This is a genomic window from Marinobacter sp. BSs20148 (assembly GCF_000283275.1).
Classification (GTDB): Bacteria; Pseudomonadota; Gammaproteobacteria; order Pseudomonadales; family Oleiphilaceae; genus Marinobacter; species Marinobacter psychrophilus.
The window spans coordinates 2,909,013-2,925,495 of record NC_018268.1 but is presented as its reverse complement, the minus strand read 5'-3'; the positions used below and the strand labels follow the sequence as shown (position 1 = coordinate 2,925,495).

Annotated in this window: 15 protein-coding genes; 11 read left to right on the top strand and 4 right to left on the bottom strand. The window is 56.2% G+C overall.

The features are described 5' to 3' along the window. Positions 1-60 precede the first annotated feature (60 nt). From MRBBS_RS13270 to MRBBS_RS13220, 11 genes are all read left to right on the top strand, one after another. On the top strand, positions 61-1,572 hold the full coding sequence (locus MRBBS_RS13270) for an NAD(P)H-hydrate dehydratase (RefSeq protein ID WP_014872042.1): 1,512 nt from the start codon (positions 61-63) through the stop codon (positions 1,570-1,572). 59 nt (positions 1,573-1,631) lie between these two features. Then, the gene (gene tsaE / locus MRBBS_RS13265; RefSeq protein WP_014872041.1) at positions 1,632-2,147 is read left to right on the top strand and encodes a tRNA (adenosine(37)-N6)-threonylcarbamoyltransferase complex ATPase subunit type 1 TsaE; all 516 of its coding nucleotides are present in this window, start codon (positions 1,632-1,634) and stop codon (positions 2,145-2,147) included. Positions 2,148-2,161: 14 nt separating this feature from the next. Further along, positions 2,162-3,532: an N-acetylmuramoyl-L-alanine amidase gene (locus MRBBS_RS13260; protein WP_014872040.1), complete on the top strand. Its 1,371-nt coding sequence runs from the start codon at positions 2,162-2,164 to the stop codon at positions 3,530-3,532. A gap of 44 nt (positions 3,533-3,576) precedes the next feature. Beyond that, positions 3,577-5,478, top strand: a complete 1,902-nt coding sequence (gene mutL, locus MRBBS_RS13255) for a DNA mismatch repair endonuclease MutL (protein ID WP_014872039.1) — start codon at positions 3,577-3,579, stop codon at positions 5,476-5,478. Beyond that, a complete protein-coding gene (gene miaA / locus MRBBS_RS13250) occupies positions 5,478-6,536 on the top strand; it encodes a tRNA (adenosine(37)-N6)-dimethylallyltransferase MiaA (protein WP_014872038.1) in 1,059 nt (352 codons plus the stop codon). The genes mutL and miaA overlap by 1 nt, the downstream gene beginning before the upstream one ends. A gap of 36 nt (positions 6,537-6,572) precedes the next feature. After that, the gene (gene hfq / locus MRBBS_RS13245) at positions 6,573-6,842 is read left to right on the top strand and encodes an RNA chaperone Hfq (RefSeq protein ID WP_014872037.1); all 270 of its coding nucleotides are present in this window, start codon (positions 6,573-6,575) and stop codon (positions 6,840-6,842) included. Between the two features lie 131 nt (positions 6,843-6,973). After that, positions 6,974-8,272, top strand: coding sequence for a ribosome rescue GTPase HflX (gene hflX / locus MRBBS_RS13240; protein WP_014872036.1), 1,299 nt, complete (start codon positions 6,974-6,976; stop codon positions 8,270-8,272). 78 nt (positions 8,273-8,350) lie between these two features. Then, positions 8,351-9,538: an FtsH protease activity modulator HflK gene (gene hflK, locus MRBBS_RS13235; protein WP_014872035.1), complete on the top strand. Its 1,188-nt coding sequence runs from the start codon at positions 8,351-8,353 to the stop codon at positions 9,536-9,538. A 2-nt stretch (positions 9,539-9,540) separates the two neighbouring features. After that, complete coding sequence (gene hflC / locus MRBBS_RS13230; protein ID WP_014872034.1) at positions 9,541-10,416, top strand: protease modulator HflC; 876 nt, start codon at positions 9,541-9,543, stop codon at positions 10,414-10,416. A 131-nt stretch (positions 10,417-10,547) separates the two neighbouring features. Further along, the gene (locus MRBBS_RS13225) at positions 10,548-11,729 is read left to right on the top strand and encodes an ATP phosphoribosyltransferase regulatory subunit (protein WP_014872033.1); all 1,182 of its coding nucleotides are present in this window, start codon (positions 10,548-10,550) and stop codon (positions 11,727-11,729) included. Positions 11,730-11,815: 86 nt separating this feature from the next. Continuing rightward, entirely contained in the window at positions 11,816-13,111 is a 1,296-nt protein-coding gene (locus tag MRBBS_RS13220) for an adenylosuccinate synthase (RefSeq protein ID WP_014872032.1), read from the top strand. Between the two features lie 43 nt (positions 13,112-13,154). Here the strand turns inward: MRBBS_RS13220 and cmoB are convergent, their stop codons facing one another. The 4 genes from cmoB to MRBBS_RS13200 are packed head-to-tail and all read right to left on the bottom strand — an operon-like array spanning position 13,155 to position 16,355. After that, positions 13,155-14,150, bottom strand: a complete 996-nt coding sequence (gene cmoB, locus MRBBS_RS13215) for a tRNA 5-methoxyuridine(34)/uridine 5-oxyacetic acid(34) synthase CmoB (protein ID WP_014872031.1) — start codon at positions 14,148-14,150, stop codon at positions 13,155-13,157. After that, the gene (gene cmoA, locus MRBBS_RS13210) at positions 14,147-14,902 is read right to left on the bottom strand and encodes a carboxy-S-adenosyl-L-methionine synthase CmoA (protein ID WP_014872030.1); all 756 of its coding nucleotides are present in this window, start codon (positions 14,900-14,902) and stop codon (positions 14,147-14,149) included. The genes cmoB and cmoA overlap by 4 nt, the downstream gene beginning before the upstream one ends. Continuing rightward, on the bottom strand, positions 14,895-15,275 hold the full coding sequence (locus tag MRBBS_RS13205) for a hypothetical protein (RefSeq protein ID WP_014872029.1): 381 nt from the start codon (positions 15,273-15,275) through the stop codon (positions 14,895-14,897). Before MRBBS_RS13205 ends, cmoA begins: the two co-directional genes overlap by 8 nt. Before the next feature lie 54 nt (positions 15,276-15,329). Beyond that, positions 15,330-16,355, bottom strand: coding sequence for a serine/threonine protein kinase (locus tag MRBBS_RS13200; protein WP_227497518.1), 1,026 nt, complete (start codon positions 16,353-16,355; stop codon positions 15,330-15,332). Between the last annotated feature and the right edge of the window lie 128 nt (positions 16,356-16,483).

Here is a 16,483-nt window from a genome sequence, read left to right as displayed (position 1 = left end):
TGTCTATCAAAGCCTGATCTGTCAGCGCCCGCAGGGCGCGGAGCTGGCCTGCCACAGACTTTGTACAGCGCCAGTTCGGTGCGCAATCTGGATCGGTACTTGATTGACGAGCAAGGAGTCGATGGCTTTGAGTTGATGCAGGCCGCTGCCCGCAGTGCTTTTCGCCAGCTTTTGCGACGCTGGCCCCAGTGCCGCCGGGTGTTGGTGCTCTGCGGTGCGGGTAATAATGGCGGCGATGGTTATCTGTTGGCGACGTGCGCTCTGCGCCATGGCTTGGGCGTAACCTGCCTGGTGCTGACAGATCCCGCTAAACTGCAGGGTGATGCCGGTAAAGCCTGGCAGCGGGCGAACGATCAGAAAATCAGTATGGTGACGTCAGCGCAGTCGACTGACACGGATTTGACGAGTTTTCTGGAACAGGCCGATGTTACGGTAGACGCTATGTTGGGCACTGGCCTGAATGGCGCGCCACGGGGTGAATTCGCACGAGTTGTTGTGCTTTGCAATCAATCAGCTGCGGGCGTTTTGGCGCTGGACATACCTTCAGGGCTCAATGCTACTACCGGCGCAGCCGCGGGTGATGTTGTTGCTGCGGACGCTACGGTGACGTTTATAGGTTTGAAAGCCGGCCTGTTCACCGGCCACGGTCCTGCTGTTTGCGGTGAGGTGGTTTTCGAGGATTTGGGTTTTGCCCAGCAGCTTGGTGGCTGTGCCGAGCCGGTGTTAGCCACACGGGCTGACTGGTCCTCCGTTACTTTGGGTATTTCGAAGCGCGCTGCCAACGCTCACAAAGGCAATTTTGGCCATGTGTTAGTGGTTGCGGGCGATCGCGGTTTTGGTGGTGCGGGGCTGCTGGTGGCTGAGGCTGCTGCGCGCAGCGGTGCAGGGCTGGTTTCCTTGGCAACCCGGCAAGAGCATGTGGCTGCAGCACTGAGCCGGTGCCCGTCGGTAATGAGCCACGGCGTTGTGCATGGTTCTGAGCTGGCGCCTCTGCTAGCGGCTGCAACCGTGGTGGTTTGTGGGCCAGGCCTTGGCCAGTCGGCCTGGGGTCAACAGATGTTGCAGCAGGTGTTGGAATGTAACAAACCGCAGGTGTTGGATGCCGACGCCTTGAATCTGATGGCAGGCGGCCTGATGGCGAACAAAGCGTCGGTAGCCGCGGACAATCGTGTTTTGACCCCCCACCCTGGTGAGGCTGCGCGTCTTTTGGGTTGCACCGTTGCAGAGGTTGAGATTGACCGGTTAAGTGCAGCGCGCAAGTTACAGTCGCGCTACGGAGGCGTCATTCTACTTAAGGGCGCTGGCACCGTGATTGCGACCATGCACGGTCAAATATTTGTGGTCAGCGGCAGTAATCCGGGGTTGGCTACCGGGGGGATGGGGGATGTACTGGCGGGTATTGCGGGTGGTTTATTGGCTCAGCTGACGGGTCCGACCCAGGCAGTCGTGACGGCCGCAGCCCTGCACCTGGCGGCAGCTAATATGGCAACTCAGCAGTTCGGCTATATGGGTCTGCAGCCAACCGATGTTATTGACGCTTTGCCCCGGGTGTTAGCTTGCTCAGGGCATTGAATGGAACAGTAACTGAACGCAGCGTTATGTAAACAAGTTCGCGGCACACCGGAGGACCTATGACAATTTTTGGCAATGAGCGCAGGCTGTTCCTGGCGGATGAGAGTGAAACTGAACGTTTGGGCCGGGAGTTGGCGCGCTTGGTCCAGCGCGCAGAAAACGCGCTGGCGATTTATCTGGATGGTGATCTGGGTATGGGCAAAACCACGCTCAGCCGGGGCCTGCTGCGCGGGTTAGGGCACGAGGGTGCGGTAAAAAGCCCGACTTACACCATCGTGGAGCCTTACGAGAACTTGCAGCCGCCGGTGTATCACTTTGACCTGTATCGTTTGAAAGACCCGGAAGAACTGGAGTTTATGGGCATTCGTGATTATTTTAATGATCATAATTTATGCTTGGTGGAGTGGCCGGAGAGGGGCGAAGAGCTACTGCCCAAGGCGGACCTGACAGTGCATTTGGAATCCCAGGGCAATGGTCGCTCGGCCATCTTGCGCGCTGGCTCTCAGATGGGCGCCGATATGCTGAATGAGCTGGAAATAATTGGCCCGGAAGATGCGCACCATACCGACTCGTGACAAAGGGATGACCAATGGCTTATTTCTATAACAGGATCTGCAGCAGAACCGTGCTGGCTTGTCTGGCCCTGAACCTGCTACTTCTCACGCAGGTGGCTCAGGCGGGTACCCGTGTTGAAGGCCTGCGAATCTGGCCGGCGCCGGATCACACTCGCTTGGTCATCGATACAGCCAGCGAAGTCAATCACACTATTTTCGCGCTGGCGGGCCCAGACCGCCTGGTTATAGACTTGAAAGACACCCGGCTGCAGACGAGCCTGGACAAGCTGGACTTGTCTGGCAGCCCTATCCGCCGTATTCGCAGCGCGGTGCGCAATGGTAAAGATCTGAGGGTTGTGCTGGATCTGCAAAAAAGCGTGAAACCTCGCAGTTTTTTATTAAAACCGAACCAGCAATACGGCCACCGTTTAGTGATAGACCTGATTGACGAGGGTGGCACCCGCGTTGATAGGGCCAAGGCGGCAAAGCCGACCATTACCCACGACTCCGCGGGTAAGCGCGACATTGTCATAGTGATTGACGCTGGCCACGGCGGTGAAGATCCGGGCGCTATCGGGCCCCGCGGTACGCGTGAAAAAGACGTGGTGCTGAGCATGGCTAAAACCCTGCACGACCTTATCAACAGCCGCCCGGGTTACAGCGCCAAGCTGACCCGCACCGGCGACTACTACATTGGCCTGCGTAATCGCACGCTTCTGGCCCGTAAATACAACGCCGATCTTTTTGTGTCAGTGCATGCGGATGCGTTCCGCACGCCACAGCCAAAAGGGGCATCGGTATTTGCTCTGTCGCAACGGGGAGCGACCAGTGAGACCGCACGCTGGTTGGCGCAAAGCGAAAACCGCTCTGACCTGATTGGCGGCTCAGGCGTCTCGCTGGAAGGCCGCGATGACACCCTTGCCGGGGTTCTTCTGGACCTGTCTATGACCGCCAGCATTAACGCCAGTCTGGGCGTGGGTAGCGCAATACTGGGGCAGCTGGGGGGAGTGACCGAACTTCACAAGCCCGGCGTGGAGCAGGCCTCTTTTGTGGTGCTCAAATCGCCGGATATACCGTCTATATTGGTGGAGGCCGGCTTTATCTCAAACCCTCAGGAAGAAAAGAACTTGTCCACTGAGCTCTATCGTAAGCGCTTATCTGCTGCGATTATGACCGGTATTGACGGCTATTTCCGCAAAACACCGCCACCGGGTACGCTGCTGGCGTGGCAGAAGCAGAACGGCCAGATGCAGAACCGCGTGAGCCGCTACCGCATCCAGCGAGGTGACACCCTGTCTGATCTGGCGCGGGAAAATCAGCTGTCCGTGCGTGAGCTTATGCACCTTAACGGCATGCAGAGCGACCGTGTTATGGTAGGTCAAACCATAACTATTCCTGCCAGCTGAGCGATTAGCTAAACAATTCGTTGCAGAAGAGGTCCTCGCCAGTCATGCCCCATATACATTTGCTGACCCCCCGGCTCGCGAACCAGATTGCCGCCGGTGAAGTGGTGGAACGGCCGGCATCCGTGGTTAAAGAATTGATAGAAAATGCTCTGGATGCCGGCGCCAGTAGGGTGGATGTGGACATTGAGCAGGGCGGCGTCAAGCTGATCCGGGTGCGCGACGACGGCTGTGGTATCGCCGCTGAAGACCTGTCCCTGGCCCTGAGTCGCCACGCTACCAGCAAGATTACCAGTCTGGACGACCTTGAAGCAGTCGCTTCGCTGGGTTTCCGCGGTGAAGCACTGGCCAGTATCAGTTCCGTATCCCGCCTGAGCCTGACCTCGCGCACCGAAAATCAGGAAGCCGCAAGCAAAGTCGAAGTAGAAGGCCGCGAGATGGACGCGCACGTATCGCCGGCGGCGCACCCGGTGGGCTCCACGGTAGAGGTTCGCGATCTATTTTTTAACACGCCGGCGAGGCGCAAGTTTTTGCGTACTGAAAAAACCGAATTTGGCCACGTAGAAGAGTGCGTCCGGCGACAGGCTCTGAGTCGTTTCGATACCGGCTTCAATCTGCGCCATAACCAGCGTGCCGTGCAAAGCCTGCGACCGGCCTTGTCAGAGCTGGATAAAGAGCGGCGGATTGCGTCGCTGTGTGGTCAGCAGTTTATCGACAATGCAGTGGCCATTAGCGCCGAAGCCACCGGGTTGAAACTGTGGGGTTGGGTTGCTCTGCCCACCTTTTCCCGCAGTCAGACTGACCTTCAGTACTTTTTCGTCAACGGTCGTGTGATTCGTGACCGTCTGGTGGCGCATGCGGTACGCCAGGCCTACAGAGATGTGCTGTATAACAATCGCCACGCCGCTTTTGTGCTGTATCTGGAAGTGGCCCCGGGATCAGTGGATGTCAATGTGCACCCTACCAAAGACGAGGTGCGCTTCCGCGATGGTCGTCTGGTCCACGATTTTCTGTTTCGTACTCTGCACAAAGCGCTGGCAGACGTGCGCCCGGACGACCACTTGCGTGGTGCGGTAGCGCAGTCTCTGGGTCGCGAAAACGCGGTTGCAACTGGAACGGGGGTTGCGGCTTCTGCTGAAGGGCTGCCGTCGCCAGGATCGGCCGCAAGTGAATCGGCTTTGGGCTACCCGGGCGGCCTCGATCGAACGCCTGGCCAAGTGACACATCCAAATCCGCAACATCAGTGGCAGGCCAGTGACCAGCTCGGTTTTTATAAGGCTCTGAATGCCGGGGGCGGTGTGTCTGCAGGCCACCAGGCAATCGTTGCCGCTCACTCTCCGCAAATGCCCGAAGACAGCGAACAAGAGCCGCCCTTGGGCTATGCCATTGCTCAGTTGCACGGTATTTATATTCTGGCACAGAGCCGCGCCGGATTGATTATGGTGGATATGCACGCGGCGCACGAGCGCATTACGTACGAGCGCATGAAACAGGCGTTGGCTCAGCAGGATCTGAAAAGCCAGCCTTTGTTGGTGCCGCTATCGCTGGCAGTCAGCCAAAAAGAGGCCGGACTGGTTGAGACCCACGGCGATGAACTGCAACAGTTGGGCCTGGTAATAGAGCGCATTGGGCCAGAGACGCTGGCGGTGCGACAAATTCCGGCGTTGTTGCGCGGTGCCGATGGTGAGCAGCTGGTGCGGGATGTGCTGTCTGATTTGATTGAGCATGGCCGGAGTGACAGGGTTGAAGCGGTCACTCAGGAATTATTGGGCACCATGGCGTGCCACGGCTCGGTGCGGGCCAACCGCCAGTTGACCGTTCCGGAAATGAACTCGCTGCTGCGGGATATGGAGGCCACTGAACGTAGCGGTCAATGCAACCACGGCCGCCCAACCTGGACAGTGATGACGCTGGCCGAGTTGGATAAACTGTTTCTACGGGGGCGTTGATGAACGCTGTCGGTTTTGCCGATCAATCCGCAGCGGCAGCATTGCCGCCTGTTATTTTTATTATGGGCCCGACCGCCTCCGGTAAAACGGACCTGGCTCTTCAGCTCTGCCAGCACTTACCCTGCGATATTATCAGCGTGGATTCGGCGATGATTTATCGCGGTATGGATATTGGTACGGCCAAGCCCAGCGCCGCCGAGCTGGCGCTGGCGCCTCACCGCCTGATTGATATCTGTGACGCCGCTGATAGCTATTCTGCGGCTGATTTCCGCCGCGATGCGCTGATCGAAATGGCTGAGATCACGGCAGCGGGCCGTATTCCGTTGTTAGTGGGTGGCACCATGATGTATTTCAAAGCGTTGCTTCATGGCATGTCGGATTTGCCGTCGGCGAATCCGCAAGTGCGTGAGCAGCTGGTGCAACAGGCTCAAGTGCAGGGTTGGGAGGCGCTGCACCGGGAGTTAGCGGCGGCGGACCCGGTTGCGGCTCGCCTTATTCACCCTAATAACCGCCAGCGGCTGATCCGCGCGTTGGAAGTGCAGCGCTTGACCGGGCAGCCGATTTCGTCATTTTGGCAAGCACCGCCAGCAGCGACCGCGAACATCGCGGATGCTAGCGCTGCTGATAACGAGAATTACACTTATTTCACCGGTTGGCAGGCAGACGCAGGCTCTAGCCTTCCGTATACTATAACTCAGTTGGTTGTTGCGCCGCAGCAGCGCCAGATACTGCATGATCGTATTAACCAGCGTTTTCTGGCTATGCTGGATGCAGGTCTCTTGAGTGAAGTTGAAGGTTTGATGGCTCGCGGTGATCTTGATCCCTCTATGCCATCCATGCGCTGTGTCGGTTACCGCCAGGCATGGGAGCACTTGTCCGGCCAGTGCGACCACACAGCCTTTGTGGACAAAGGCGTTGCCGCCACCCGTCAATTGGCCAAGCGACAGCTAACCTGGCTGCGAAAATGGCCAGATGCGCTTTGGCTGGGCAGTGATAACAAAGATATCGTTGCGGATGCCTTGAAAAAAGCCGGCCTTAACACCACATTGAATACTTGAATTGACGATCTGACTTACTCAAACAGGAGAATACACATGTCAAAAGGGCATTCTTTACAAGACCCTTACCTGAATGCACTGCGAAAAGAGCGCATTCCCGTTTCTATTTTTTTGGTCAATGGCATCAAATTGCAGGGCCAGATCGAATCTTTCGACCAATTTGTTATTTTGCTGAAAAATACCGTCAGTCAGATGGTCTATAAGCACGCTATATCTACCGTTGTGCCGGCAAGAAATGTTCGCATTCCGCCGCAGAACCCCGCAGGCGAGGGCGAGGGCGAGGACGAAGGCGAGTCTGAAGACTGATTCTTCTGTCCTGCTATGCGGGTTCCAGTGGTACACCCGCGCTCCTGACGAACCCCAGGGTTCAGCGGGAACGCGGGTGTTTGTTTATATGAATCCGACTTTCTGATTGAGTAATCCGGAGAAACTGCCCATTGTTTGAGCGTCCTGACGTTGGTGAGCGCGCGGTTCTGGTCAATATTGATTTTACCGCGCACGATGGTAACGAAGATCCTGGCGAATTCCGCGAGCTGGTCATTTCTGCTGGTGTAGAACCGGTGGATACAGTCACCGGGTCGCGCAAGCAGCCGAGCCCGCGCTTTTTTGTGGGTGATGGCAAGCTTGAGGAGATTCGCGCCGCGGTAGCCGCCGCAGGAGCCGACGTGGTGCTTTTCAATCATTCCTTAAGTCCAAGCCAAGAGCGTAATATCGAGCGCGAACTGCAGTGCAGGGTTTTAGACCGTACTGGCGTTATTCTGGACATTTTTGCCCAGCGCGCCCGCACCCACGAAGGCAAGCTGCAGGTAGAGCTTGCACAGCTTCAGCACATGTCAACGCGTCTGGTGCGGGGCTGGACTCACCTGGAGCGTCAAAAAGGCGGTATTGGTCTGCGTGGCCCCGGCGAGACCCAGCTTGAAACAGATCGCCGGTTGCTGCGCGAGCGCATCAAGTCGATCAACAAGCGCCTTGAAAAAGTGCGCAGACAGCGCGACCAAGGGCGTCGGGCGCGGGTGAGGGCAGATTTGCCCACGGTGTCGCTGGTTGGTTATACCAACGCTGGAAAGTCTACACTATTCAACCGAATCACCAGTTCCGACGTATACACTGCTGACCAGTTATTTGCGACGCTCGACCCAACTATGCGGCGCCTGGAACTACCGGATATCGGTGCGGTCATTCTGGCGGATACTGTGGGCTTCATCCGCCACTTGCCACACAAACTGGTGGAATCGTTTCGCGCTACATTGGAAGAAACGAACGAAGCCGCGCTGCTGTTGCATGTGATTGATTGTCACGACGAACGTCGTGATGACAATATAGCTCAAGTAGAAGATGTTCTGGCGGAAATCGGAGCTGACGACGTGCCGGTCCTGCAAGTGTTTAACAAAACGGATCTGCTAGACGAGTTTGTTCCGCGAGTGGATCGCAATCAAGAAGGCGTGCCGGTGAGGGCCTGGGTATCGGCCGTTACCGGGGACGGTTTACAGGGGCTTTTTGATGCCGTTGTAGAGCGCCTGGCGCAAGACGTTGTGCATCATTTTGTTGTGCTGGGACCGGCCGATGGCAAGTTCCGTGCGCTGCTTCATGAAGCGGGTTCGGTATTGAGCGAGTCCAGCCGGGAAACCGGTGAAACCATACTGGAAGTGCGATTGCAAAACCGCGACTGGCATCAGCTACTGAGCCGGGCGGGAGTGCGGGAGGATGAACTGGTGTTCCGGGCAGGCAGCGAGTGACAATCATCGCCTATTGCCCGTAAGCCAGTAAATCTCTAGTATTTGCAGCCATTCGACATGTTAGGAACGGAGAGTACTATGGCCTGGAATGAACCGGGTGGAAACCGCAACGATAACGACCCTTGGGGCAACGGTGGTCGTGGCGGCAAAGATCAGGGACCACCAGATCTCGACGAAGCGCTGAAAAGGGGCCTTGATAAGCTCAGCAGCCTTCTGGGTGGTAAAGGTAAAGGCAGCAACTCCGGCGGCGGTGGCAATATGGGCATCGGCGGCAAGTCCGGTGGCGTCGGTGCCATTCTGGCACTGGCGGGCATACTTGTGGTCGGCTATGTTGTTTTTCAGTCGTTCTACACGGTTGACGAGCAGGAACGTGCTGTAGTTCTGCGTTTCGGTGAGTATGATCGTACTGAAACCCCGGGCTTGCAATTTAAAGTGCCGCTTATTGACGACGTCACAAAAGTGGGCGTAACCAACGTTCGCACCGCGCAGACAAGCGGCCAGATGTTGACTCAAGACGAAAACCTGGTGACCGTTGAATTGCAGGTTCAGTATCGGGTAGGCGATGCAAAAGCCTACGTTCTGAACGTGCGTGATTCCAACCAGGCTCTGGCCTTTGCCACCGACAGCGCGTTGCGCCACGAAGTGGGTAGCGCCACGCTGGATCAGGTTCTGACCGAAGGCCGTGCTCAGCTCGGTGTGATGGTTGAACAGCGCCTGCAAAAATTTCTGGTCGATTACGGCACAGGCCTGGAAATTGTACGAGTTAACGTAGAGAGCACCCAGCCGCCACCCGCGGTGCAGGATGCCTTCCGCGAAGTACAGCGTGCCCGTGAAGACGAGCAGCGAGTAAAAGAAGAAGCGGAAACCTACCGTAACAAGGTGGTTCCTGAAGCTCGTGGTGAAGCCCAGCGCATGATTGAAGAAGCTAACGCTTACAAAGCGCAGGTAACCGAGCGCGCCAACGGTGAAACGGCTCGCTTCCTGGAGCTGCTTGCGGTCTATCAGCTGGCGCCGGTTGTTACCCGCGAGCGGATGTATTTGCAGACCATGGAAACTGTGTTGTCAAACAGCAGCAAAGTGCTGATTGATACCGAGAGTAGCGGCAATATGATGTTGTTGCCTCTGGATCGATTGACCCAAGGCGCGGCGGCATCGCTCAGGGGTAATGGCGACAGCGCTTCTCGGGCTGATATTCAGGATGTTACCAATCAGGTCATCCAGGAAATGAACACCCGTCAAGACACTAATGCCCGAAGGAGCAGATAATCATGGGACCTAAAAGTATTGTTGGTCTTGCAGGTGCCCTGATTGTTGTCCTGCTGGTATTGTCGAGTGTGTTTATTATTCCGGAGACTCACCGCGGCGTAAAATTGCGTTTTGGTGAATTGGTGCAAACCGATATACAGGCTGGCATTCACTTTAAAGTGCCTGTGATTGACCAAGTGCGTGAGTTCGACATCCGTATTTTGACCATGGATCTGCCAACGCGGCAGTACCTGACGGTCGAGAAGAAGCCGTTGGATGTCGATTCCTATATCGCCTGGAAGATTCAGGACGTCGATCAGTTCTATCGTGCTACCGGTGGCGACGAGTTTCGTGCTCAGTCGCTGTTGTTGTCACGGGTCGACAACGGCCTGCGCGACGAGTTCGGTATTCGCACCATGGTGGAGGTGGTTTCCGGTGAGCGCGACCAGCTGATGTCGAACTTGGTTGACTTGGTCAACCAAACCTCCGTTAGCGAGTTTGGCATCGAAGTCCGGGACATACGGGTGAAAGGTATAGAATTTCCTGGCCAGGTTAGTGAGAACGTTTTCCGCCGTATGGCGACAGAACGGATGAAGCTGGCGCAGGAATTTCGCTCCCGCGGTCGCGAATTGGGAGAAGGCATTCGTGCTGACGCCGACCGTCAGCGCACCGTCGTTCTGGCAGAGGCGTTCGCGCGCTCAGAAACGACGCGTGGTGAAGGCGACGGCCAGGCGGCAAGAACTTATGCTGACGCCTATGGCTCGAACCCGGACTTCTACAGTTTCTATCGAAGCCTGGAAGCCTACCGTAACACTTTTGCGAACAAGGACGACCTGATGGTGATCGACGCCAACAGCGCTTTTCTTAAGTTCCTTAAGGACCCCCAGGGCGCTAATTAAGCCCGGGTAGAAAACGAAAAAACCGGAATACTCAGGTACTCCGGTTTTTTTGTGTCTGCCGAGAGTGTAAACTCTGACCGGTTTGGGTTCCGGGATGCTCCCGGCATGGTTAAAACAGATAACGGAATCTCATGACAGTATCTGATCGCTGGTTGTTGCCAGACGGTGTCGAGGATATTCTGCCGCCCCTGGCGGGTCAGATTGAATCCTTGCGCCGCAACATTATGGACGTATGTCAGCATTGGGGTTACCAACTGGTGATTCCTCCGCTGATAGAGTACCTGGAGTCACTGTTTACCGGCACAGGGCATGATTTAGAGTTACAAACGTTCAAGTTGACGGACCAGCTGACGGGCCGAATGATGGGTGTGCGCGCCGACATGACGCCTCAGGCTGCGCGCATTGACGCCCATACTCTGGCGGAGGAAGGTATTACCCGGCTGTGTTACGTCGGGCACGTATTACATACCCGTCCCAGGCACATGTTGACAGGCCGTACGCCTATTCAGGCCGGCTGCGAACTGTTTGGCAGCAGTTCTGAAAGCGCCGACATGGAAATTATCAGTCTGGCGCTGGAAGCGCTGAGTGTTGCCGGTCTGCCGGCAATTCACATGGACCTGGCCCACGTGGCCATCTATCAGCACCTGATCGCCGATGCCGGTTTCGACCGCGATATCGAAGCCGCAGTGTTTGACGCCATGGGTCGAAAGTCCTTGCCCGAACTGAACGTTTTGTTGGGTGAGGAAGCAGCGGACAGCGCCGGTGGGCGTCTGCGCCGCCTGGCCGCCGTTAGCGGTGGCCGTGAAGCGCTGGAGCAGGCCCGTGACATTGTTCAGGGTGCCTCAACTGAACTGGACGCGGCGCTGGATCAACTGGGCCGGGTAGCTGATGCTCTTGGCCAACAGTTTCCGGGCATTCACCTGGGCTTCGATTTTTGTGAATTACGTGGTTACAACTACCACACCGGCCTGGTGTTTGCCGCTTACGTGCCCGGCCACGGCGACGCAGTTGCCAAAGGTGGCCGTTACGATGCCATTGGCAGTGACTTTGGCCGTTCACGGCCGGCAACCGGTTTCAGCCTGGACATTCGCGCGCTGGTGGCTCTGGGCAGCAGTACGGTGCCTACACAAGGCGCAATCTGGGCTCCGATGAACCCTGATCCCACACTGGCCGTGGCCATTGCGGAATTACGACGCAGCGATACGGTTATCCGCGCACTGCCGGAAGACCACAACTGCGACCCTGGCGCTCGCGGCTGCGACCGCCAGCTGGTGAAGTATCAAGGCCAGTGGATTGTTGAAAAACTCGGCTGACGCGGCATCGCGTCGGTATTTATTGCACTTTTAATAGTCAAACTTGCAGGCCGTTCATTGTTGGCCGGCCGCACAGAGAGAGAATCATGGGCAAAAACGTTGTTGTGCTGGGTACCCAATGGGGTGACGAGGGTAAGGGTAAGATTGTAGACCTGTTAACCGAAAAAGTGGCCGCAGTCGTGCGCTTCCAGGGTGGCCACAACGCGGGTCATACGCTGGTGATTGAGGGCAAGAAAACCGCCTTGCACCTGATCCCGTCCGGTATTTTGCGTCAGGACGTTCAGTGTCTGATTGGTAACGGTGTGGTGCTCTCGCCGGAAGCGCTGCTGAAAGAAGTACGGGAGCTGGAAAGCAACGGCGTTGCGGTTCGTGACCGTCTCAAAATCAGTCTAGCCTGCCCATTGATCCTGCGCACCCACGTGCGCATCGATGTGGCCCGTGAACACGCCCGTGGAAACGATAAAATCGGCACCACCGGCCGTGGCATCGGTCCCGCTTACGAAGACAAAGTGTCACGCCGAGGCCTGCGAGTGGGCGATTTGTGCAATATGGCTAATTTTGAAGTCAAGCTGCGCGAAATCATGAGCTATCACAACTTTGTATTGACCGAGTACTTCAAAGAAGAAGCCGAAGACGTAGATGCGGCTTTGGCCGAGTTGCGTCAGATGGGCGAAGAGATTCTGCCGATGGCTGCGGACGTCACCGATTTGCTGCACGATTACCGCAAACGTGGCGAACATATTATGTTCGAAGGCGCCCAGGGGTCTTTGCTGGACATCGATTTGGGCACCTATCCGTACGTGACTTCCTCCAATACTACGGCTGGCGGTACTGCGACAGGGTCTGGTTTCGGTCCGTTGTTTCTTGATTATGTGCTGGGAATCACTAAGGCCTACACCACTCGCGTTGGCGCTGGTCCGTTCCCCACCGAGCTGTTTGATGAAATGGGTAAGTACCTGTCGGTGAAAGGTAATGAAGTAGGGACCACCACCGGCCGTGCACGTCGCTGTGGCTGGTTTGACGCGGTTGCTTTGCGCCACGCTATTCAGATTAACAGTGTCTCGGGTATTTGCCTGACCAAGCTCGATGTTCTGGACGGCATGGACGTGGTTAAGGTTTGTATCGGCTATAAAACGCCGAATGGTGAAATTACCCGTCCGCCCATTGGCTGCGACACTTACAAAGACATTGAGCCGATTTATGTGGATTTGCCGGGATGGCATGAAAGCACTGTAGGGCTGACCCGTCTCGACCAGCTTCCCGAAAATGCTAGAGCCTATATTCGCTTCTTGGAAGAACAGATTGAAGCGCCGATTGACATCATTTCTACTGGCCCTGACCGGGTTGAAACGATTGTTCTGCGTCATCCGTTTGGTGAGTAATGCATCAGGTCCAGGGACAGATTTCAAATCTGTCCCTGGATTTTTAGTTGGGTTTGTTCGCAATCAGGGTCGCTCTTAGCGGGCCGGGATAACCTTCGATGGTGCGAGAGGGGTCATCGGGATCGAGAAAGTCCTGTAGTGAATTGAACCGCATCCAGTCGGTACTGCGTTGTTCTTCGGTGCTGGTGGCCGTCACATCTACTACCCGTGCATTGACAAAACCACAACGGTCGAGCCAGCGCAGCAGAGTAGCGCAACTGGGCAGAAACCAGACGTTGCGCATTTGGCCGTAGCGATCTTCCGGCATCATGCTGGCGCCTTCCGGGCCTTCTATTACTAGGGTTTCTAGCACCAACTCACCACCATTGCGCAGGGTGCCTTTAAGTTCCAATAGATGGTCCAGTGGCGAGCGTCGGTGATACAAAACGCCCATAGAAAAAGTGGTATCAAAGGCCTGGAGTTTTGGCGGCAAGTCCTCAATGCGAAGGGGTAGCAGGTCCACCGGCACATCGCTTAGATAGTTTTTTACCGCTAGAAACTGGAATAGAAATAACAGTCCCGGATCAATGCCAATCACCCGCGCGGCGCCGGCGCCGCGCATGCGCCAACAATGATAGCCAGAGCCGCAACCAACGTCCAACACCTGGCGCCCGTGCAGGTCAGCCAGAAACGGCGCCACTCGGTTCCATTTCCAGTCTGAGCGCCACTCGGTATCAATCGCGGTGCCAAAAAAATCAAACGGGCCTTTGCGCCAGGGCATCAAGCCCCGTAATCCCGTTTCCAGATCTGCAGATTGTTCCCGGGTCAGGGTTTGGCCGATGCGCAGGGTCACGGCGGGCGCATCCAGTCTGGGTTGCACATTCGGCAGCGGCGGCAGTAAATTCAACGCACTTTGCCAGCGTGGAACGTCGCCGTGAGGCGTTTCATCAAAGCGTTGAGTCAGCTGCTGACGAATCTGCGTGGCCCAAGCGCCGTGATTCTGCTGATCAAGGTGTTTGAACAGGTCGTCATAACAGGTCTGCCAGTTGAAATAGCTCATTTAATGGCCAGAATTGAGACGAAATTGAAGCACTGGTACCACACCAGCGCCCTTTCAAAACCGGCTTTTAAAAGTCGTTGGCGATGGGATTCCAGAGTTTCTGGAATCATTACGTGCTCTATGGCGCTACGTTTCTGGCTGATTTCCAGATCCGAATAGCCGTTGGCACGTTTGAACTCGTGATGTAGGCGAGTTTGTATTTCCTGATCGGTGTCGTCGTCAAAGCGCAGTTTTTCCGACAGAATCAGCGCGCCACCCGGACGTGTGGCCTCGGCAATGCGCGTCAGCAGATCTGCGCGATCAGCGAGCGGCACAAACTGCAGGGTGAAATTGAGGGTGGTCACCGAGGCGTTGCATAGGTCGGTGTTCAGTATATTTTCACAGCGCAGGCTGACCGGCAATGGGTGGTCATCCAGAGCAACGTAGTGCTGGCAGCGTTCGATCATCGCCACCGAGTTGTCGACACCAATGAGTTCGCAGTCGCGGTATTGGATGCCATGGCGCATGGCCAGGGTAGACGCTCCCAGCGAACAACCCAGATCATAGGCGTTGGTGCCGGGTTGAATGTACTGCTCGGTGATTACCTGAATCATTGGGATAATCGTGGTGTAGCCTGGTACTGAACGCCGGATCATATCCGGAAACACTCGCGCTACTGCGGCGTCAAAGCGGAAATCTTCCGGGTTGCGCTCGGTGGCAAACAGCCGGTCAGTGAGTTCCTGCGGCGCCACCGGTTTAGAGCGTTCAGTCATCGCTCTGGTCCCGTTGCCCCGGGTTTTCCGGCGCCGGCAGGGCCGACGGTCCGGTCGGTGAGGGACGCGAACAGCGCACGCCACGATTCTTGTAATCCACCAGAACGCCGAGATAGGAAGGGTCGATATCGGCCGCAATGGCCAGGTAGCCGTTTTCACATCTCGCGTGCAGTTCAGAGGCTTTTGATGACATGTTGAAGGATTCCCCAGGGGCGACCTGAATGGCCGTAAATTCAGCGATGGGGAGGTTCTCTTTATTGTCAGAATGATCAATTTTTCCGGTCACCTCCAGCACCAGTACCGAGCCGGCGATGGCGGCGATGGCGGTGAGAATCAAACTGCGGGTGGTATAGAGTTTCGAATCCTGACTCATATAATGGCCTCTGTAAAATGTCTGAAAGAATTTAATTACAAATACGGAAAAGGCTCAGTATTGACCGGGCAGCGAAATCGACGGTGCCTGGAGGGCTGAAAGTTGCTCGCGCAACGACAATATCTGATCTGACCAGAAGCGCGGCTGGCCGAACCAAGGGAAAAACCGGGGAAAGGCCGGGTCGTCCCAGCGCTTCGCCAGCCAGGCGCAGTGGCTGACTTGGCGATAGCAGCGCAGAGGCTCAATCAGGTGGCGTTCGCGGCGATCAAAAGGCCGGAACATTTCATAACCTTCCAATATTTCGCCCAGTTGCGCTCCGCGCTCGTTGTCTTCACCGTTTAACAACAGCCACATATCTTGAATAGCGGGCCCGCTGCGGCAATCGTCCAGATCGACAAACAGCATCCTTTCCTCACGGCATAAAATATTGCCGGCGTGACAGTCGCCGTGCAGGCGCAACGTATTGATGTTGCCTGCGTCGTTAATACGGGTACGACATAAACGCAGTAGATCTACCATCAGGCTGTCCCAAGCCGGGCGCAGGTCCCGCGGCACCCAGTTACCTTTCAGAAGCAGTTCGTTATTTTGCTCAATGCCGGTTGGTATTGACGCCACCGACAGGTCGGGGCGATGGCTGAATTTTCGGGCAGCGCCAACATTGTGAATCTGGCCCAGCCATTGGCCTAGCCGGTACAGGGTGTCTTCTACGCTGACATCCGGCGCCTGGCCACCGCGCTGGGGAAATACGGCGAACCGGAAAGGTCCACTCTGGCCCAAGGTATCGCCATTGGGTAGAGTAAGTGGTGCAACCACAGGAATATCCGCGGCCTCCAGTTCTTTGGTGAAACTGTGCTCTTCGCGAATCGAGGCTTCGGTCCAGCGTCCCGGGCGATAAAATTTTGCAATCACTGGCGGGCCTTCGTCTAGCCCGATCTGATACACCCGGTTTTCATAGCTGTTAAGCGCAAACAGGCGACCGCTGACCGCAAAGCCTGCGTCTTCCATCGCATCTAAAAGCGCGTCTGGCTTCAGGGCATCGTATGGGTGCCCGGAAATCACATTGTCAGAATGTTCAGTCATGAATTCGCTGCCATCATGAATTTGCCGGCCAGTATAACCGGTATCGTCGCTGGCGTAATCTTGACAGCGCACCTATGCCTCGCGGTTTTGGCTGATACAATCCCACAGTCCACAATAAGGCTATTCAG